General features: G+C 69.0%; 19 protein-coding genes. 9 read left to right on the top strand and 10 right to left on the bottom strand.

What is annotated here, in order from left to right; translation table 11 throughout:
* Positions 1-49: 49 nt before the first annotated feature.
* The gene (locus tag I7X18_RS16890) at positions 50-241 is read right to left on the bottom strand and encodes a DUF7455 domain-containing protein (RefSeq protein WP_193043213.1); all 192 of its coding nucleotides are present in this window, start codon (positions 239-241) and stop codon (positions 50-52) included.
* A 151-nt stretch (positions 242-392) separates the two neighbouring features.
* Between I7X18_RS16890 and I7X18_RS16885 the strand changes: the two genes are divergently transcribed.
* Positions 393-764 (top strand): DUF952 domain-containing protein, encoded by a 372-nt coding sequence (locus I7X18_RS16885; RefSeq protein WP_193043212.1) that lies wholly within the window; start codon positions 393-395, stop codon positions 762-764.
* On the opposite strand, the gene I7X18_RS16880 is transcribed toward I7X18_RS16885, so the two are convergent.
* The 4 genes from I7X18_RS16880 to ppgK all read right to left on the bottom strand — a co-directional run bounded on the left by I7X18_RS16880 (position 719) and on the right by ppgK (position 4,692).
* Entirely contained in the window at positions 719-1,120 is a 402-nt protein-coding gene (locus I7X18_RS16880; protein WP_193043211.1) for a RidA family protein, read from the bottom strand. The two genes, I7X18_RS16885 and I7X18_RS16880, sit on opposite strands and share 46 nt — an antisense overlap.
* The gene (locus I7X18_RS16875; protein WP_193043210.1) at positions 1,120-2,211 is read right to left on the bottom strand and encodes a methyltransferase; all 1,092 of its coding nucleotides are present in this window, start codon (positions 2,209-2,211) and stop codon (positions 1,120-1,122) included. The genes I7X18_RS16880 and I7X18_RS16875 overlap by 1 nt, the downstream gene beginning before the upstream one ends.
* Before the next feature lie 3 nt (positions 2,212-2,214).
* On the bottom strand, positions 2,215-3,657 hold the full coding sequence (locus tag I7X18_RS16870) for an RNA polymerase sigma factor (RefSeq protein WP_232375258.1): 1,443 nt from the start codon (positions 3,655-3,657) through the stop codon (positions 2,215-2,217).
* A gap of 225 nt (positions 3,658-3,882) precedes the next feature.
* A complete protein-coding gene (gene ppgK / locus I7X18_RS16865) occupies positions 3,883-4,692 on the bottom strand; it encodes a polyphosphate--glucose phosphotransferase (RefSeq protein ID WP_193043208.1) in 810 nt (269 codons plus the stop codon).
* Positions 4,693-4,815: 123 nt separating this feature from the next.
* On the opposite strand from ppgK, the gene I7X18_RS16860 reads away from it, so the two are divergent.
* Positions 4,816-5,673 (top strand): inositol monophosphatase family protein, encoded by an 858-nt coding sequence (locus tag I7X18_RS16860; RefSeq protein ID WP_193043207.1) that lies wholly within the window; start codon positions 4,816-4,818, stop codon positions 5,671-5,673.
* 4 nt (positions 5,674-5,677) lie between these two features.
* Here the strand turns inward: I7X18_RS16860 and cei are convergent, their stop codons facing one another.
* Positions 5,678-6,334, bottom strand: coding sequence for an envelope integrity protein Cei (gene cei, locus I7X18_RS16855; RefSeq protein WP_193043206.1), 657 nt, complete (start codon positions 6,332-6,334; stop codon positions 5,678-5,680).
* A 176-nt stretch (positions 6,335-6,510) separates the two neighbouring features.
* Between cei and I7X18_RS16850 the strand changes: the two genes are divergently transcribed.
* Positions 6,511-6,813: a DUF4193 domain-containing protein gene (locus I7X18_RS16850; protein ID WP_193043205.1), complete on the top strand. Its 303-nt coding sequence runs from the start codon at positions 6,511-6,513 to the stop codon at positions 6,811-6,813.
* Positions 6,814-6,816: 3 nt separating this feature from the next.
* On the opposite strand, the gene I7X18_RS16845 is transcribed toward I7X18_RS16850, so the two are convergent.
* Positions 6,817-7,296 (bottom strand): DUF3093 domain-containing protein, encoded by a 480-nt coding sequence (locus tag I7X18_RS16845; RefSeq protein WP_193043204.1) that lies wholly within the window; start codon positions 7,294-7,296, stop codon positions 6,817-6,819.
* A 25-nt stretch (positions 7,297-7,321) separates the two neighbouring features.
* Between I7X18_RS16845 and dut the strand changes: the two genes are divergently transcribed.
* Entirely contained in the window at positions 7,322-7,786 is a 465-nt protein-coding gene (gene dut / locus I7X18_RS16840) for a dUTP diphosphatase (RefSeq protein WP_193043203.1), read from the top strand.
* Positions 7,786-8,535 carry a DUF3710 domain-containing protein gene (locus I7X18_RS16835; RefSeq protein WP_193043202.1) on the top strand — a complete coding sequence of 250 codons (750 nt, stop codon included), beginning with the start codon at positions 7,786-7,788 and terminating at the stop codon, positions 8,533-8,535. The genes dut and I7X18_RS16835 overlap by 1 nt, the downstream gene beginning before the upstream one ends.
* Here I7X18_RS16835 and I7X18_RS16830 read toward each other — a convergent pair.
* Complete coding sequence (locus I7X18_RS16830; protein WP_193043201.1) at positions 8,532-9,245, bottom strand: alpha/beta hydrolase; 714 nt, start codon at positions 9,243-9,245, stop codon at positions 8,532-8,534. The genes I7X18_RS16835 and I7X18_RS16830 overlap by 4 nt on opposite strands.
* Before the next feature lie 148 nt (positions 9,246-9,393).
* Between I7X18_RS16830 and I7X18_RS16825 the strand changes: the two genes are divergently transcribed.
* Together I7X18_RS16825 and I7X18_RS16820 are read left to right on the top strand one after the other, a co-directional pair.
* Positions 9,394-9,765 carry an OB-fold nucleic acid binding domain-containing protein gene (locus I7X18_RS16825; RefSeq protein ID WP_193043200.1) on the top strand — a complete coding sequence of 124 codons (372 nt, stop codon included), beginning with the start codon at positions 9,394-9,396 and terminating at the stop codon, positions 9,763-9,765.
* 68 nt (positions 9,766-9,833) lie between these two features.
* Complete coding sequence (locus I7X18_RS16820) at positions 9,834-10,457, top strand: DUF3159 domain-containing protein (protein ID WP_193043957.1); 624 nt, start codon at positions 9,834-9,836, stop codon at positions 10,455-10,457.
* A gap of 12 nt (positions 10,458-10,469) precedes the next feature.
* On the opposite strand, the gene I7X18_RS16815 is transcribed toward I7X18_RS16820, so the two are convergent.
* Positions 10,470-11,138, bottom strand: a complete 669-nt coding sequence (locus I7X18_RS16815; protein WP_193043199.1) for a potassium channel family protein — start codon at positions 11,136-11,138, stop codon at positions 10,470-10,472.
* 13 nt (positions 11,139-11,151) lie between these two features.
* On the bottom strand, positions 11,152-11,820 hold the full coding sequence (locus I7X18_RS16810; protein ID WP_193043198.1) for a potassium channel family protein: 669 nt from the start codon (positions 11,818-11,820) through the stop codon (positions 11,152-11,154).
* 88 nt (positions 11,821-11,908) lie between these two features.
* Between I7X18_RS16810 and I7X18_RS16805 the strand changes: the two genes are divergently transcribed.
* Positions 11,909-13,915, top strand: coding sequence for an APC family permease (locus tag I7X18_RS16805; RefSeq protein ID WP_193043197.1), 2,007 nt, complete (start codon positions 11,909-11,911; stop codon positions 13,913-13,915).
* Positions 13,912-15,123: a class I SAM-dependent RNA methyltransferase gene (locus I7X18_RS16800; protein WP_193043196.1), complete on the top strand. Its 1,212-nt coding sequence runs from the start codon at positions 13,912-13,914 to the stop codon at positions 15,121-15,123. Before I7X18_RS16805 ends, I7X18_RS16800 begins: the two co-directional genes overlap by 4 nt.
* Positions 15,124-15,127 lie beyond the last annotated feature (4 nt).

Below are 15,127 nucleotides of genomic sequence, written 5' to 3'. Positions count from 1 at the left end.
TTACTGACGACAGGCGTGAACGCCCAGAATGGCTGATCGTCGTGGTGGACTAGGCGTCGGCGGGGCTCACTTCGAGGACCGCGGCCAACGCGACCAGCTTGGCTTCGTGCTCGTTGGCATGGTGCTGGCAGAACAGCAGTTCCGCGCCGGAGGGCAGCTTCGCACGCACGCGCGCCGCGGCACCGCAGCGATCGCAGCGATCAGCCCGGGTGAGTTCGGGGCTGGTCAGAGTTGCGGTCATGGCTCCTCCGTTTCCTCTTCTGCGAGCGGGCGGTTCGCCCTCTCACTGTTCACTCTGTCAGACACATTCGGTTCCGGCCTTGTTCCCTAGGGGTTCACCGGTGTGTCGTGTCTCACGCGAACTCCGGTTGCCGGCCCTGCAGGCTAGACGTATGTACCCACATTCGACCCCGAAACCACCTGTCCTCGTGCACTTGTGCAGTGCAGACGACTGGAAGGCGATTTCAGCCGACGGCGAACACTGTCCCGACTCGCTCGCGAGTGCCGGTTTCGTCCATCTGTCGACACTCCAGCAGGTTCACCTTCCGGCCAACCGACTCTTCGCCGGCCGAACCGATCTGGTGCTGCTCCACATCGATCCGGACCGCCTGTTTGACCCGGTGCGCTGGGAACCTGGTGTTCCAACGGATCCCGAGGCGATGAAGTTCCCGCACCTGTACGGACCGCTGCCCGCGGCGGCCGTGAGAGCTGTCACACCCTATCGGCCGGGACCCGACGGCACGTTCGCGCCGTTCACGATGTGAGCGTCGACCTCGATCTCGACATACAGGCCGGGGGAGATCAGCGCCGCGACCTCGACCATCGTCGACACCGGACGGACGGCGCCGAACACCTCCGCGTGCACGGCCCCGACGTCGCGCCAGCGCGAGATGTCGGTGACGAACATGCGGGTGCGCACCACATCTGACAACGAGGCGCCGGCCTGTGTGAGCGCACTTTCGATGCGCGTCAACGCGTCTCGCGTCTGCGTGACGATGTCGTCGCCCGCGCCGGTGGTGCCGGCCACCAGCACCTGGTCGCCGATACGCACCGCGCGCGAATAGCCCACCAGCGCTTCGAATTCAGACCCGGATCCGAAATGGGCCCGGTCGCCGCCCATCAGACGGGCTCGGCTTCGATGATCGACAGGGGAGTCACCGTGTCGATCACCCGGGTGAGCCGGAAACCAGTCCGTGCTAACAGGTTTGCGTACTCGCCGCGGGTGCGTTCCCGGCCGCCCGCGGTGACGAGCATCTCGAGATCGAGCAGCAGTCCGATGAATGCGTCGGCGCGCTCGGGCAGCACCATCTCGAGTAGCAGGAGTTTGCCGTTGGCTGCCATGGCGGTCCGGATGTTGCGCAGGATCCGCACCGCGTCGTCGTCGAGCCAGTCGTGGATGATGTTCTTCATCACATACGCGTCGCCGCCGTCGGGCACCGAGTCCATGAATGAACCCCCGGTGGCCGAGGCCCGGTCGGCGACGCCGGCCGCGTCGAATGTCGGACCGGCGTTCGCCACCACCGCGGGCAGGTCGTAGAGCACGCCGCGCGCCCCGGGAGCGCTGCGAAGGATCGTGCTCAGCACCGAGCCGTGCCCGCCACCCACGTCGACCACGAGACCGAACCCCGAGAAGTCGTAGGCGCCCAGTGCCACCTCGTCGGCAAGGCCGCTGCTCGCGGTCATCGCGTTGTTGAACACCGCCGCGAACTCCGGGTCGGTCTCGAGATAATCGAAGAACGGCCGGCCGTGCAGTTCTGAGAACGCGGTGCTGCCGGTGCGCACGGAGTGTTCGAGATTGCCCCAGTCCGCCCAGCGAATCGGATGCCCGATGAAGAGCACCATGTCGCGAAGTGAGCCGTCGGCGTCCGAGCGCAGGGCCTCACCGACGCGGGTCAGCGCGAACGAACCGTCGGCGCGTTGCGTGAGCACGCCGCGGCTGGCCAGCGCGCGCATCAGCCGGTACACCCCGTCCGGGTTCGCACCGATCCGGGCGGCGACGTCGTTGGCACGCTTCGGACCCGCCGCCAGCTGGTCGGCGATTCCGAGCCTGGCGGCCGTGTAGAGCGCCGCGGTCGTCCAGGCGCCGGTCGCCAGTTCGAGCAGGGCGATATTGCCCGGCGCCGACGAGCGGTGCAGCTGCTGCAGGCCGGCGCGGATCCGATCGACCGCGCGCACCACCCGCTGCGGCGGCACCTTCGGACGCTTCGGCACGGATCAGTCCAGGTAGTCGCGCAGCACCTGCGAGCGGCTGGGGTGGCGCAGCTTGCTCATCGTCTTCGACTCGATCTGACGGATCCGCTCGCGGGTGACCCCGTAGACCTGGCCGATCTCGTCGAGCGTGCGCGGCTGGCCGTCGGTCAGGCCGAACCGCAGCCGGACGACGCCGGCCTCACGCTCGGACAGCGTCTCCAGCACCGACTGCAGCTGATCCTGCAGCAGGGTGAAGCTCACCGCGTCGACGGCCACCACGGCCTCGGAGTCCTCGATGAAGTCGCCGAGCTGGCTGTCGCCCTCGTCGCCGATCGTCTGGTCCAGGGAGATCGGCTCACGCGCGTACTGCTGGATCTCCAGCACCTTCTCCGGCGTGATGTCCATCTCTTTGGCCAGCTCTTCGGGCGTGGGCTCGCGGCCCAGGTCCTGGAGCAGCTCGCGCTGGATGCGGCCGAGCTTGTTGATGACCTCGACCATGTGCACCGGGATGCGGATGGTGCGGGCCTGATCGGCCATGGCGCGGGTGATGGCCTGGCGGATCCACCACGTGGCGTAGGTCGAGAACTTGTAACCCTTGGTGTAGTCGAACTTCTCGACCGCGCGGATCAGACCGAGGTTGCCCTCCTGGATGAGGTCCAGGAACGCCATGCCGCGGCCGGTGTAGCGCTTGGCCAGCGACACCACCAGGCGCAGGTTCGCCTCGAGCAGATGGTTCTTGGCGCGGTCGCCGTCGCGGCAGATCCACTGCATGTCGCGGCGCTGCTGCACGGGCAGCTTCTCGCCCTTCTCGACGAGCTCGGCCAGCTTCTGCGTGGCGAACAGCCCGGCCTCGATGCGCTTGGCGAGCTCGACTTCTTCCTCGGCGTTGAGCAGCGCCACCTTGCCGATCTGCTTGAGGTAGGCGCGGACCGAGTCGGCCGAGGCGGTGAGCTCGGCGTCCTTGCGGGCCTGGCGCAGCGCCTCGGACTCCTCCTCGTCCCAGACGAAGTCGCCGGAGGCCTTGTCCTTCTCGGAAGGCTCGGAGATCTCTTCGTCCTCGGTGGCCGGTGCGGCCGGCACTGCGCCGCCCTTCACGACGGCGGGGGTGGCGCCCTCGGCCTCGGCGGGTTCGGCCTCATCGTCGGTGTCGAGGTCGTCGAGTTCCAGATCGGCCTCGTCGACGTCGATCTCCGGTTCGGCCTCGAGGGTGTCGGCGCCGTCCAGATCGTCGCCATCGAGGGCGTCGGCGGCACCGGCCTCGGGTGCGGTGGACTTCTTGCCGCGGCCGCGGGTGGCGGGGCCGTCGGTCTTCGGGGCGCGGGTTTTCGCCGCGGTGCCCTTGGCGGCCCGTTTGACGGGTGCGGTTCCGTTCGCTGCCTTGGCCGCGGGGGTCTTCTTCGCGGGAGTCTTGGTAGCGGTGCGCTTCACCGGCTCATCGGTCGCCGGGCTTGCTTTTGTCGCTGCCACGTACACCCTTTCGGTCTTACGGATCCCGTGGGCACCCGGATCCCCAGGCATGCAGGGGATCAGGCGCCAACGAAACGTCGGCTATGTCGAATGTCGGCGTGATCTCAGCTTGGATATCTGCCGCTATTCGGTTGGCGGCCGCCGACAGCCATTGTAACGACACTGCGGGGCCACGCCGTGCCGAGCGGCAAAATCGCGCTCCCCGGGCGAGCCGGGGCGGTGTGGTTACCGGTTGGTAGCTGTGACGTCCATCGCAGCGGCCATCGCCGCGCCGACGATCCCGGCGGTGTTCTGCAGGGCCGCAGCGACCACCGGCGTGCGGTTCTTCAGTAACGGAATCCACTTGTCGGCCTTGCGGCTGATGCCGCCGCCTGCGATGAACAGATCCGGCCAGATCGCGTTCTCGATCGCGACGAGCACGCTGGTGACCTCTTCGGTCCAGCGGGCGTAACTCCAATCCTTGCGTTCCTTGACCGACGACGCGGCACGGTGTTCGGCTTCGCGCCCGCCCACCTCCAGATGACCGAATTCGGTATTGGGCAGCAGGATGCCGTTGTGGATGACCGCCGAGCCGATGCCGGTGCCGAAGGTCAGCAACACGATGACGCCGGTGTTGTCCCTGCCCGCACCGAACCGCTCCTCGGCCAGGCCCGCCGCGTCGGCGTCGTTGAGCACCGTGACCGGCTGCCCGTCGAGGGCGGCGGTGTAGACCTCCTGGGCGTTCACGCCCAGCCACGACTTGTCGACGTTGGCGGCGGTGTGCACGACCCCGCTGGTGACGACGCCGGGGTAGGTGACGCCCAGCTTCTCGGTCCAGCCGAATTCGCGCACCACAGCGGCGATCGTCTTGGCGACGGCGTCCGGGGTGGCCGGCTGCGGGGTGGGCAGCTTGAAACGATCGCCGATGAGTTGCCCGGTGTCCAGGTCGACCACGCCGCCCTTGACGCCGCTGCCTCCGACGTCGATGCCGAAACCACGGCGCACCGACGCGCCGGTGGTGCCCGGGTCTGCGACGGGCGAATCGGTGGCGGTCATCAAAGCTCCTCACGGTGGCGGCCCGGCGGTACGCGCCCCACACACTAGTGGCTACCCGTGCAGTGCGGGCGGCTGTCGGCAACCGGCGAGGACATTTCCGCGCCGGCATGATGCGATATCGGCATGGACGCCGCTGAACAAAGAGACGACCCGGTGGTGTTGCGTGAGGTGGCCGAGCAGTTGGCCGCGGAGGCAGCCGCATTCGTGCGGAAGCGGCGCGGCGAAGTGTTCAGCGCCTCCGGCGATGCCGGGGCCGGTGCGGTGAGCGCGAAGAGCACACCGACCGACCCGGTGACCGTCGTCGACACCGAGACCGAACGGCTGCTGCGCGACAGACTCGCCGAACGGCGGCCGGGTGAGCAGATCCTCGGGGAGGAAGAGGGCGGCGCCGCCGACGCGGGTGCCGGCCAGCTCACCTGGGTGCTCGACCCGATCGACGGCACGGTGAACTTCGTCTACGGCATCGAGGCCTACGCCGTGTCGGTGGCGGTCCAGCGCGACGGCGAATCGGTGGCGGGTGCGGTCGCCGATGTGGCCGCGGACGCGGTCTACTCCGCCGCCCGCGGACACGGCGCACAGCTGCGCCGCCACGGCACGGTGCGCCGGCTGCGCGCCAATGCACCCGACCGGCTCGCGATGGCCCTGCTGGGCACCGGGTTCGCCTACGCGCCGGAACGGCGACGCCGCCAAGCCGAACTGCTCGTCGAGCTGATGCCCCACGTGCGCGATGTGCGCCGGATCGGCTCCTGCGCCCTGGACCTGTGCATGGTGGGCGCCGGGCTGCTGGACGCCTACTACGAGGACGGCGTCAACGTGTGGGACTGGGCGGCCGGGGCACTGGTCGCCGCGGAAGCCGGGGCGACGGTGTCGCTGCCGCCCACCGCGGGACCGGTCGGAGGCGCCGGACTCGTCGTGGCGGCCGCCCCGGGGATCGCCGACGCACTCGACGAGGCGCTGAGGCGCGCCGGGGTGCGCGGCTGACCCGTCAGCAGGTGCCGGTGTGGATCCGCTTGAGCAGCTCGGGATCGGCCGGGGCGGTGGCGTCCGGGCGCAGACTCGCCAGCACCGCGTCGATGGCGTCGCTGGCCTGCAGTTCGGAGAACTCCGTGCCGATCGCCAGGTCGACGGTCGGATCGGGACGCTGGTCTTCGAACAGTTCCGTGCACGGCGCCACCAGCCACACCGCTGCGGCGGCGGCGCGTCCCGACGGGCCGAACCGGATCTGACCCTGGCACTCGAGCCGGGCGGTCACGTAGATCGGGTCGTTGGCCGCCTCCGGCGCAGCGAACCCGAGGTCACGCAGCTCCCCGGCGATCTCACCGGCCTGACCGCCCTGACCGCTCGCGTTGAGCACCCGGATCCTGGTGTCGGCCAGCTTCGCCGGCGTGACGTCGATCATGTCGGTGCGCGTCACCTGCTCGCCCAGCACCGGAGGGGGCGGTTCGGTGGCGGGGGCCGGGGGCGGTGGGTTGCACACCGCGGCCTCGCGGACGTCGACCGGCTGATTCAGCGCGATCACCCACACCACCATCGCGACGACGGCGAGGGCGCCGATGGCGAGGAGGCCGGGCACGAAGTTGCGCCGGCGGAAGGGGCGACCGTGTCTGTCGAACGCGGTGCCTTCGGTGATGGTGGAGACCACGCATGCACTCTAGAGCCCGCCGCGGCACTCGTCGTCCGCGGTGCGCACCTGCGAAACCCACGAATGTGATGCAAATCACAGACGCTCGGAGCGAGCAACGGGCACGAATCATTTGGGGAATGCGTTCGACGCTGGTACAAAGCACTGCTGCACAGGCACACGGAGGGGACAACACGATGGCTACCGACTACGACGCCCCGCGGCGTACGGAGACCGACGATGTCTCCGAGGATTCGCTCGAGGAACTCAAGGCACGGCGGAACGAGGCGCAGTCGGCGGTCGTCGACGTCGACGAGTCGGACACCGCCGAGAATTTCGAACTGCCCGGCGCGGATCTGTCCGGGGAGGAACTGTCCGTCCGGGTGGTCCCCAAGCAGGCCGACGAGTTCACTTGCTCGAGTTGCTTCCTGGTGCACCACCGCAGCCGGCTCGCCAGCGAGAAGAACGGCATGTTGATCTGCTCGGACTGCGCGGCCTGAGGGTCAGCGGCCGAGCGCGGACAGCACCCGTTCGGGATGACGGGTGCTGACCAGCCAGTAGGGCGTGGGATCCTCGGGATCGTCGAGGACCAGCAAGATCATCGGGCCCACCCAGGCCCGGTGCACGACATAAGCCGCCGGGTCCAGTTGGCGGCCCAGCGCCGCGGATTTCGCCGTCCTGGGTACTTCCGCCGATTTGGCCACGACGCTGACCGGAAGGTGCGCGGCGCCGACCCACAGTTCGGTTTCGCCCTCCGGGCCGGCGACCACGCGGATCTCGGCTCTGCCGAACCACGCCAGGACGACCGCCGCGACCGGAAGCAGCACCGCGTACGGCGCCCAGTCGGGCAGGCCCTCGATACCCATGTTGACCTCGTAGGCGATCAGTGCCGCCAGCCCGAGTCCGGGCAGCCACCACCACCACGGCACCGAGAGCCGTTCGCGGTAGCGCACCGTTTGGGTGGTTGCGCGCGTATCGGACACGCGCCTCAGAGTAATCTGTGACGTCGTGTCCACCTCTCTGGCGGTCCTGCGTCTGGACCGCGAGCTACCGATGCCCGCCAGGGCCCACGACGGTGACGCCGGCGTCGACCTGTTCAGCGCCTGCGATGTCGAACTGGCTCCGGGGGAGCGGGCGTTGGTGCCGACGGGGATAGCCGTGGCGATTCCGTACGGCATGGTGGGCCTGGTTCATCCGCGGTCGGGTTTGGCTGCGCGCGTGGGGCTTTCGATCGTCAACAGCCCGGGGACGATTGATGCCGGCTATCGGGGGGAGATCAAGGTGTCACTGATCAACCTCGATCCGCGCGCGCCTATTGTCATCCGTCGCGGGGACCGCATCGCCCAGCTGCTCGTGCAGCGGGTCGAACTACCCGAGCTGGTCGAGGTGACGTCGTTCGACGAAGCCGGACTGGCCGAGACCACCCGTGGCGATGGCGGCCACGGTTCCTCCGGCGGACATGCGAGTTTGTGATGGCATTCGGAAAACGTAAGAGCAACGGCGAGATCGGTGAGCCGGCCCAGGAGCCGGTCGCCGGCACCACTGTCGAGCAGCCCGGCGAGGTGGAACTCGACGGCCCGTTCGACATCGACGACTTCGACGATCCGGCGGTGGCCGCTCAGGGCCGGCTGGATCTCGGCTCGGTGCTGGTGCCCATGCCGGCGGCCGGGCAGGTGCAGGTCGAACTCAACGAGACGGGTGTGCCCAGCGCGGTGTGGGTCGTCACCCCGAACGGGCGGTTCACCGTCGCGGCCTATGCGGCGCCCAAATCCGCCGGGCTGTGGCGCGAGGTGGCCGGCGAGCTGGCCGACTCGCTGCGCAAAGACGGCGCATCGGTGAGCATCCAGGACGGCCCGTGGGGCCGCGAGGTGGTCGGCACGGCATCGGGGATGGTCCGGTTCATCGGTATCGACGGGTACCGCTGGATGATCCGCTGCGTGGTCAACGGCGTCGCCGACAGCATCGACGCCCTCACACGCGAAGCGCGAGAAGCCCTGCGGGACACCGTGGTCCGCCGCGGCGATACCCCGCTGCCTGTGCGCACCCCGCTGCCGGTCGAGCTGCCGGAGCCGATGGCGGCCCAGCTGCGGTCGGCAGCGGCCGCACAACAGGGCCAGCAGCCGGACCAGCAGCAGGCGCCGCCAGCACCTCCGGAGCCCGCGGCCCGTCGCAGCGCGCAGGGGTCGGCGATGCAGCAGCTCCGCACCATCACCGGCGGCTAGAGCACCCGCTCGCCGGCCTCGGCCAGGGCCGCGAGGCATGCCGCCCCCAGCACCGCGGGATCGGCACCCATGTCGGCGAGGGTGACCGTCCGCAGCGCGGCGCGCGGGGCCGCCGACACCCATTCCATCCCGACTTCCAGCGGATGGACCGGGTCGTCGGTCGCGGCCGCCACGCCCATCGGGGCCGTCAGCGTCTCGAGTTCGGCGCACGTCGGCGCGGCGTATCCGGCCGCCTCGTCCATGGCGTCGGGCAGCGCCGGCCACTGTGCCACCCAGGACCGGGTCAGCTCGTCGCCGAGCCAGCGCGGGCTCGACCCACGCATCTGCGCCGTCGCGGCCACCAGCCCGTCGCGGCGCAGCACGTGTGCCGAGTGGCGCGCCGTCATCGCCGCAGGCGCCGTCACCGGTGGTCCGGTCCACGCGGGCAACGCCGCGAGCACCGCGACCGCGCCGCCCGGATGGGCCAACACCCATTCGACCGCGACCGCCGCGCCGATCGACACCCCACCGACCGCGACGGGTCCCCCCGCGGCGGCCTCGTCGAGCGCGTCGCGGTATCCGGCGATGAGGCGCTGCGGTTGCGGGCGCGGGGTGACGACGACCGCGCCGACCTCGTGCAGGGTCGGCGAGAACGCCCGGTAGACGTAGTCGTCGTCGGAACCCGTACCGGGCAACAGCACCGTCGTCACACCGCGCAGATCGACCGCCATCACACGATCGTGCACTGCCCGTCAAACAGGGCAGGATTAGATCGGCGCGGCACGGTCACCCCGCATGGCATTAGGGAACCAACAGGTCTACCGTGGCGTTGGTTAAACAGCGGGTCCACGGTGGATCTGCGAAATGTCAGGAGAGGCCATGGCCACGGCCGAAGGGTATCTGCGTCGACTCACCCGGCGTCTGACGGAGGACCCACAGCAACTCGACGTCGAGGAGCTGAGCGACGAAGCCGCCCACTCCGGCGCCCAGAAGGCAATCGACTGCCGGCGCGGGCAGGAAGTCACGATGGTCGGCACCCTGCGCAGCGTGGAGACGAATTCGAAGACCTGTGCGGGCGGGGTCCGCGCCGAACTGTTCGACGGCACCGATTCGGTGATGCTGGTGTGGCTCGGTCAGCGCCGTATCGCCGGCATCGAGTCCGGACGGACGCTGCGGGTGCACGGCCGGGTCGGCAAGCTCGAGAACGGGACGAAGGCGATCTACAACCCGCACTACGAAATCCAGAAGTGACGGGCCTCGAACCCGAGAAGACCGCCGAGGACGAGAAGCCGAACGGCGCGCAGGCGATCCTCGCGCAGATGGGCGGCGTCAGCGGCCTGATCTACTCCTCGCTGCCCGTCCTGGTGTTCGTCCCCGTCTCCTCCATCGCGGGCCTGGTCCCCGCGATCGCCGCCGCTCTCGGTGTGGCTGCGCTCATCCTGGTGTGGCGACTGGTGCGCAAAGACACCATCCAGCCCGCCATATCGGGGTTCATCGGCGTCGGAATCAGCGCGGTCATCGCCTATCTCGTCGGCGAGTCCAAGGGCTACTTCCTGCTCGGCATCTGGATGTCGCTGTTCTGGGCCAGTGTGTTCGCGCTGTCGGTGCTGATCCGGCGTCCCGTGGTGGGCTACATCTGGGGCTGGCTCAACGGCCACAGCGACGACTGGCGCCGGATGCGCGGCGCTGTGCGGGCGTTCGACATCGCCACGGTGACGTGGGTGGCTGTGTTCCTGTCGCGGTTCGTCGTGCAACAGCACCTCTACGACGCCGACCAGACCGGCTGGCTGGGCTTCGCCCGCATCGCGATGGGGTGGCCCCTGACCGCTGTCGCGGCCGTCGTCACGTACTTCGCCATCCGGAGCGTCCAGCGCGCCCTGCAGGGCGCGCAGGCCGCCGCGCCGACGCAGCAGCCGACCACCACCGACACCAGAACCGACTGACGCCGGCAGCGCTCAACGCTGTTTGGGATGCAACAGCAGGCGACTCAGCTCGTCCTCGACGTCGGTGGACGCCACGAACAACAGCTCGTCGCCCCCTTCGAGTGGTTCGTCGGCCTCGGGCACGATCACCCGTGAGCCGCGCAGGATCGTCACCAGCGCTGAATCCCGCGGCAGTTCGAGGCGTTTGACGGGCTTTCCGCCCCATGGTGTGTCGTCGGGCAGCGTGATCTCCACGAGGCTGGCCTGACCCTTGCGAAACTCCATGAGCCGCACCAGATCACCGACGGCGACGGCTTCCTCGACCAGGGAGGCCAGCATCCGCGGGGTCGACACCGCGACGTCGACGCCCCAGTTCTCGTCGAACAGCCACTCGTTTCGCGGATCGTTGACGCGGGCGACCACCCGGGCGACCCCGAACTCGGACTTGGCGAGCAGGCTGACCACCACGTTGACCTTGTCGTCGCCGGTGGCGCCGATGACGACGTCGAACTCCTCGAGGTGCACCGATTCGAGCACCGAGATCTCGCAGGCGTCTCCGAGCCGCCAGTGCGCGGCCGGAATGGCGTCGATGTCGACATGGTCGGGATTGCGTTCGAGCAGGGTCACCTCGTGATTGCTCTCGAGGAGTTCGCGCGCGATCGATCGGCCGACGGCACCGGCCCCGGCGATTGCTACCTTCACGAAGCGGCTACTTTCACGAGTCGTCCTCACTGGGCGGCAACGCACTGATCGCCATCGCCTCCGCGATGTGACCGGCCACGGCGGCGATGTACACCTGGTCGCCGGCCTGGATGACGGTCTTGGGGTCCGGCAGCAACCCGCTGCCGAAGCGGATGAGGAACGCCACCCGCCCGCCGGTGGCCGCCTCGAGTTCGGTGACCCGGTGGCCGGCCCAATCCTCGTGCAGCGGAAGCTCGGCCACCCCGACGTTGCCCGACGGGTCCCGCCACTTGGTGGTCTCGGTCTCCCGAGTCAGCACGTTGAGCAACCGGTCGGTGGTCCACGGCACGGTGGCGACGGTCGGGATGCCGAGACGTTCGTAGACGGCGGCGCGTTTCGCATCGTAGATGCGGGCCACCACGCGCTCCACGCCGAACGTCTCGCGTGCGACACGCGCGGAGATGATGTTCGAGTTGTCGCCCGAGGACACCGCCGCGAACGCGCTCGCCTCTTCGATACCGGCGCGCAACAGCACGTCGCGGTCGAACCCCATGCCCAACACCCGCTCGCCCGCGAACTCGGGACTGAGCCGGTGGAAGGCCGTGCTGTCCCGGTCGATGACCGCCACGTCATGGCCGATCCGCGACAGGCTGTCGGACAGGGATGCCCCCACCCGACCGCACCCCATCACCACTACACGCACGTGCGGTTCCTTTCGGCAGTGCCGCTGTCAAGCCAGTAGCGAATCTCCGCAACCGGAACGCTACAGCCATACGCCACTGGGCATACCCTTGGACCTCGTGTCCAAGCTTTCAACCGCGGCACGGCGGCTCGTGCTCGGGCGGCCGTTCCGCAGCGACCGGTTGTCCCACACGCTTCTGCCCAAGCGGGTGGCGCTGCCGGTCTTCGCCTCCGATGCGCTGTCATCGGTGGCGTACGCGCCGGAGGAGATCTTCCTCGTGCTGTCGATCGCCGGTATGTCGGCGATCACGATGACGCCGTGGATCGGCCTCGCGGTGGCCGGGGTGATGCTCATCGTGATCGCGAGCTACCGGCAGAACGTGCACGCCTATCCCTCGGGCGGCGGTGACTACGAGGTGGTCACCACCAACCTGGGCAACACCGCCGGCCTCACGGTGGCCAGCGCCCTGCTCGTGGACTACGTACTGACCGTGGCGGTGTCGATGTCGTCGGCGATGTCGAACATCGGCTCGGCGGTGCCGTTCATCGGACAGCACAAGGTGCTCTTCGCGGTGGCCGCGATCCTGCTGCTCGCGTCGATCAACCTGCGCGGCATCCGCGAATCCGGTACCGCGTTCGCGATTCCGACCTACGCCTTCATGATCGGCATGTACATCATGCTGGGCTGGGGGATGTTCCAGATCTACGTCCTCGGCGAGCCGCTGCGCGCGGAATCCGCCGACTTCACCGTCAACTCCGAGCACGGGGACGTGCTCGGCTTCGCGATGGTGTTCCTGATCGCGCGCGCATTCTCCTCCGGCTGCGCGGCGCTGACCGGTGTGGAGGCCATCAGCAACGGCGTGCCGGCGTTCCGCAAACCCAAGTCCCGCAACGCCGCAACCACGCTGCTCCTGCTGGGGGTGGTCGCGGTGTCGCTGTTCATGGGAATCATCATGCTGGCCAAGGAAACCGGGGTGAAGATCGCCGATCGCCCGGCCGAACAGCTCGTCGGGGCGCCGGCGGACTACGAGCAGAAGACGCTGATCGCCCAGCTCGCCGACGCCGTCTTCCACAACTTCCCGCTGGGGCTCTACCTGATCGCCGGGGTCACCGCGCTCATCCTGGTTCTCGCCGCCAACACGGCGTACAACGGGTTCCCCGTGCTCGGTTCGATTCTCGCCCAGGACCGCTACCTGCCGCGCGCACTGCACACGCGCGGTGACCGGTTGGCCTTCTCCAACGGCATCCTGTTCCTGGCGCTGGCCGCGGTCGCATTCGTCGTGGCCTTCCAGGCGCAGGTCACCGCGCTGATCCAGCTCTACATCGTGGGGGTGTTCGTCTCGTTCACGTTGAGCCAGGTCGGCATGGTGAGGCACTGGACCAGGTTGTTGCGCACCGAGACCGATCCGATGGTGCGCAGCAGAATGGTCCGGTCCCGGGTGATCAACGGCATCGGGTTGTCGTGCACCGGAACCGTGTTGATCATCGTGGTGGTGACGAAGTTCGTCGCGGGCGCGTGGATCGCGATCCTGGCCATGGCGGGTCTGTTCGCGCTGATGAAAGCGATCCGCAAGCACTACGACACGGTCTCGCGCGAACTCGAACAGCAAGAGGCCGAAGAGGGCGAGGACATCGTGCTGCCGAGCCGCAACCACGCGGTGGTGCTGGTGTCCAGACTGCATCTGCCGACCATGCGGGCGCTGGCCTACGCGCGCGCCACCCGGCCCGATGTGCTCGAGGCCATCACCGTCAGCGTCGACGACGCCGATACGCGTGCGCTGGTGCACCAGTGGGAGGACAGCGACGTCACCGTGCCGCTGAAGGTGATCGCCTCGCCCTACCGCGAGATCACCCGTCCGGTGCTCGATTACGTGAAGCGGGTCACCAAGGAATCCCCGCGTACGGTCGTCACCGTGTTCATCCCGGAATACGTCGTCGGCCACTGGTGGGAACAGTTGTTGCACAACCAGAGCGCGCTGCGGCTCAAGGGCAGGTTGCTCTTCATGCCGAACGTGATGGTGACTTCGGTGCCGTGGCAGCTGAATTCCTCCGAGCGGCTCAAGACCCTGGAACCGCAGTCGGCACCGGGCGACGCCCGAAGGGGTTTCCTGGAGTGAGCGAATCCGATACGCCCCAGGAACTCACTCTGCAGGCCGGCCCACCCGCCAACGGCGGCAGTTGCGTGGCGCGCCACGACGGCCGTGTGGTGTTCGTCCGCCATGCGCTGCCGGGGGAGACGGTGCGGGTGCGGGTGCAGTCCGACCGCGGCTCCTACTGGCACGCCGACGTGATCGAGGTGCTCGAGCCATCCGCCGACCGCATCGCCTCGCTGTGCCCGATCGCCGGTGTCGACGGGGCCGGCTGCTGCGATCTGGCATTCGTCACCCCGGAGGGAGCGCGGCGGCTCAAGGGCGCCGTGGTCGCCAATCAGCTGGCCCGACTGGGCGGATACCAGTGGTGTGACGAGGACCAGGCGAGCGCCGAAGCCATCGGCGACGGTGCGGCGACGGGTTGGCGTACCCGGGTCCGGCTGGACACCGGTGCCGACGGCGCGGCCGGCTTCCACCGCTATCACAGCGCGGACCTGGTCACCGATCTGCGCTGTGCGCAGCTGCCGCCCGGGCTGCTCGACGAAGTGGATCTGTGGCGATTCCCGCCGGGTGCCCATGTCCACGTCGTGCTCGACGACGACGGCGCCCGCCACGTGGTGCAGAGTGGCCCGCGCACGGGCCGGGGCGCACCGACGACGGTGGTGTCGGGCAGCTACGAGGCGACCCAGCGCATCGGGCAACGGACGTGGCGGGTGCCGGTGACCGCGTTCTGGCAGGCCCATCGCGACGCCGCGCGCCGCTACAGCGAGCTGGTCGCCCACTGGGCCGCGCTGCAGCCGGGGCAGACGGCGTGGGATCTGTACGGGGGCGCAGGCGTTTTCGCGGCGGCGCTGGCCGAGCAGGTAGGCGACGGTGGCCGGGTGTTGACGGTGGACACCTCGCGGGCGGCGGGCCGGTCGGCGCGCGCCGCGCTGGCCGACCTGAGTCAGGTCTCCGTCGTCACCGATTCGGTGCGCCGGGCATTGTCGGCCGAGCGTCGCGCCGCCGACGTGGCGGTGCTCGACCCGCCGCGCGCGGGCGCCGGCCGCGAGATCATCGACCTGATCAGCACCGCGGGTGTGCCGCGAATAATCCACATCGGCTGCGAAGCCGCGTCTTTCGCGCGCGACGTCGGGCTGTACCTGCGGGCCGGCTACACGGTCGAGGAGGTACGGGTCTTCGACTCGTTCCCGCTCACCCACCACGTGGAATGTGTGGCGGTGCTGACCCGCTGAGCGA

Origin of the sequence: Mycolicibacterium baixiangningiae, from assembly GCF_016313185.1 — a bacterium.
In the GTDB taxonomy this organism is placed as follows: Bacteria; Actinomycetota; Actinomycetes; order Mycobacteriales; family Mycobacteriaceae; genus Mycobacterium; species Mycobacterium baixiangningiae.
Note: the sequence above shows the minus strand (reverse complement) of the source record. Positions and strands in the feature narration are given on the sequence as shown.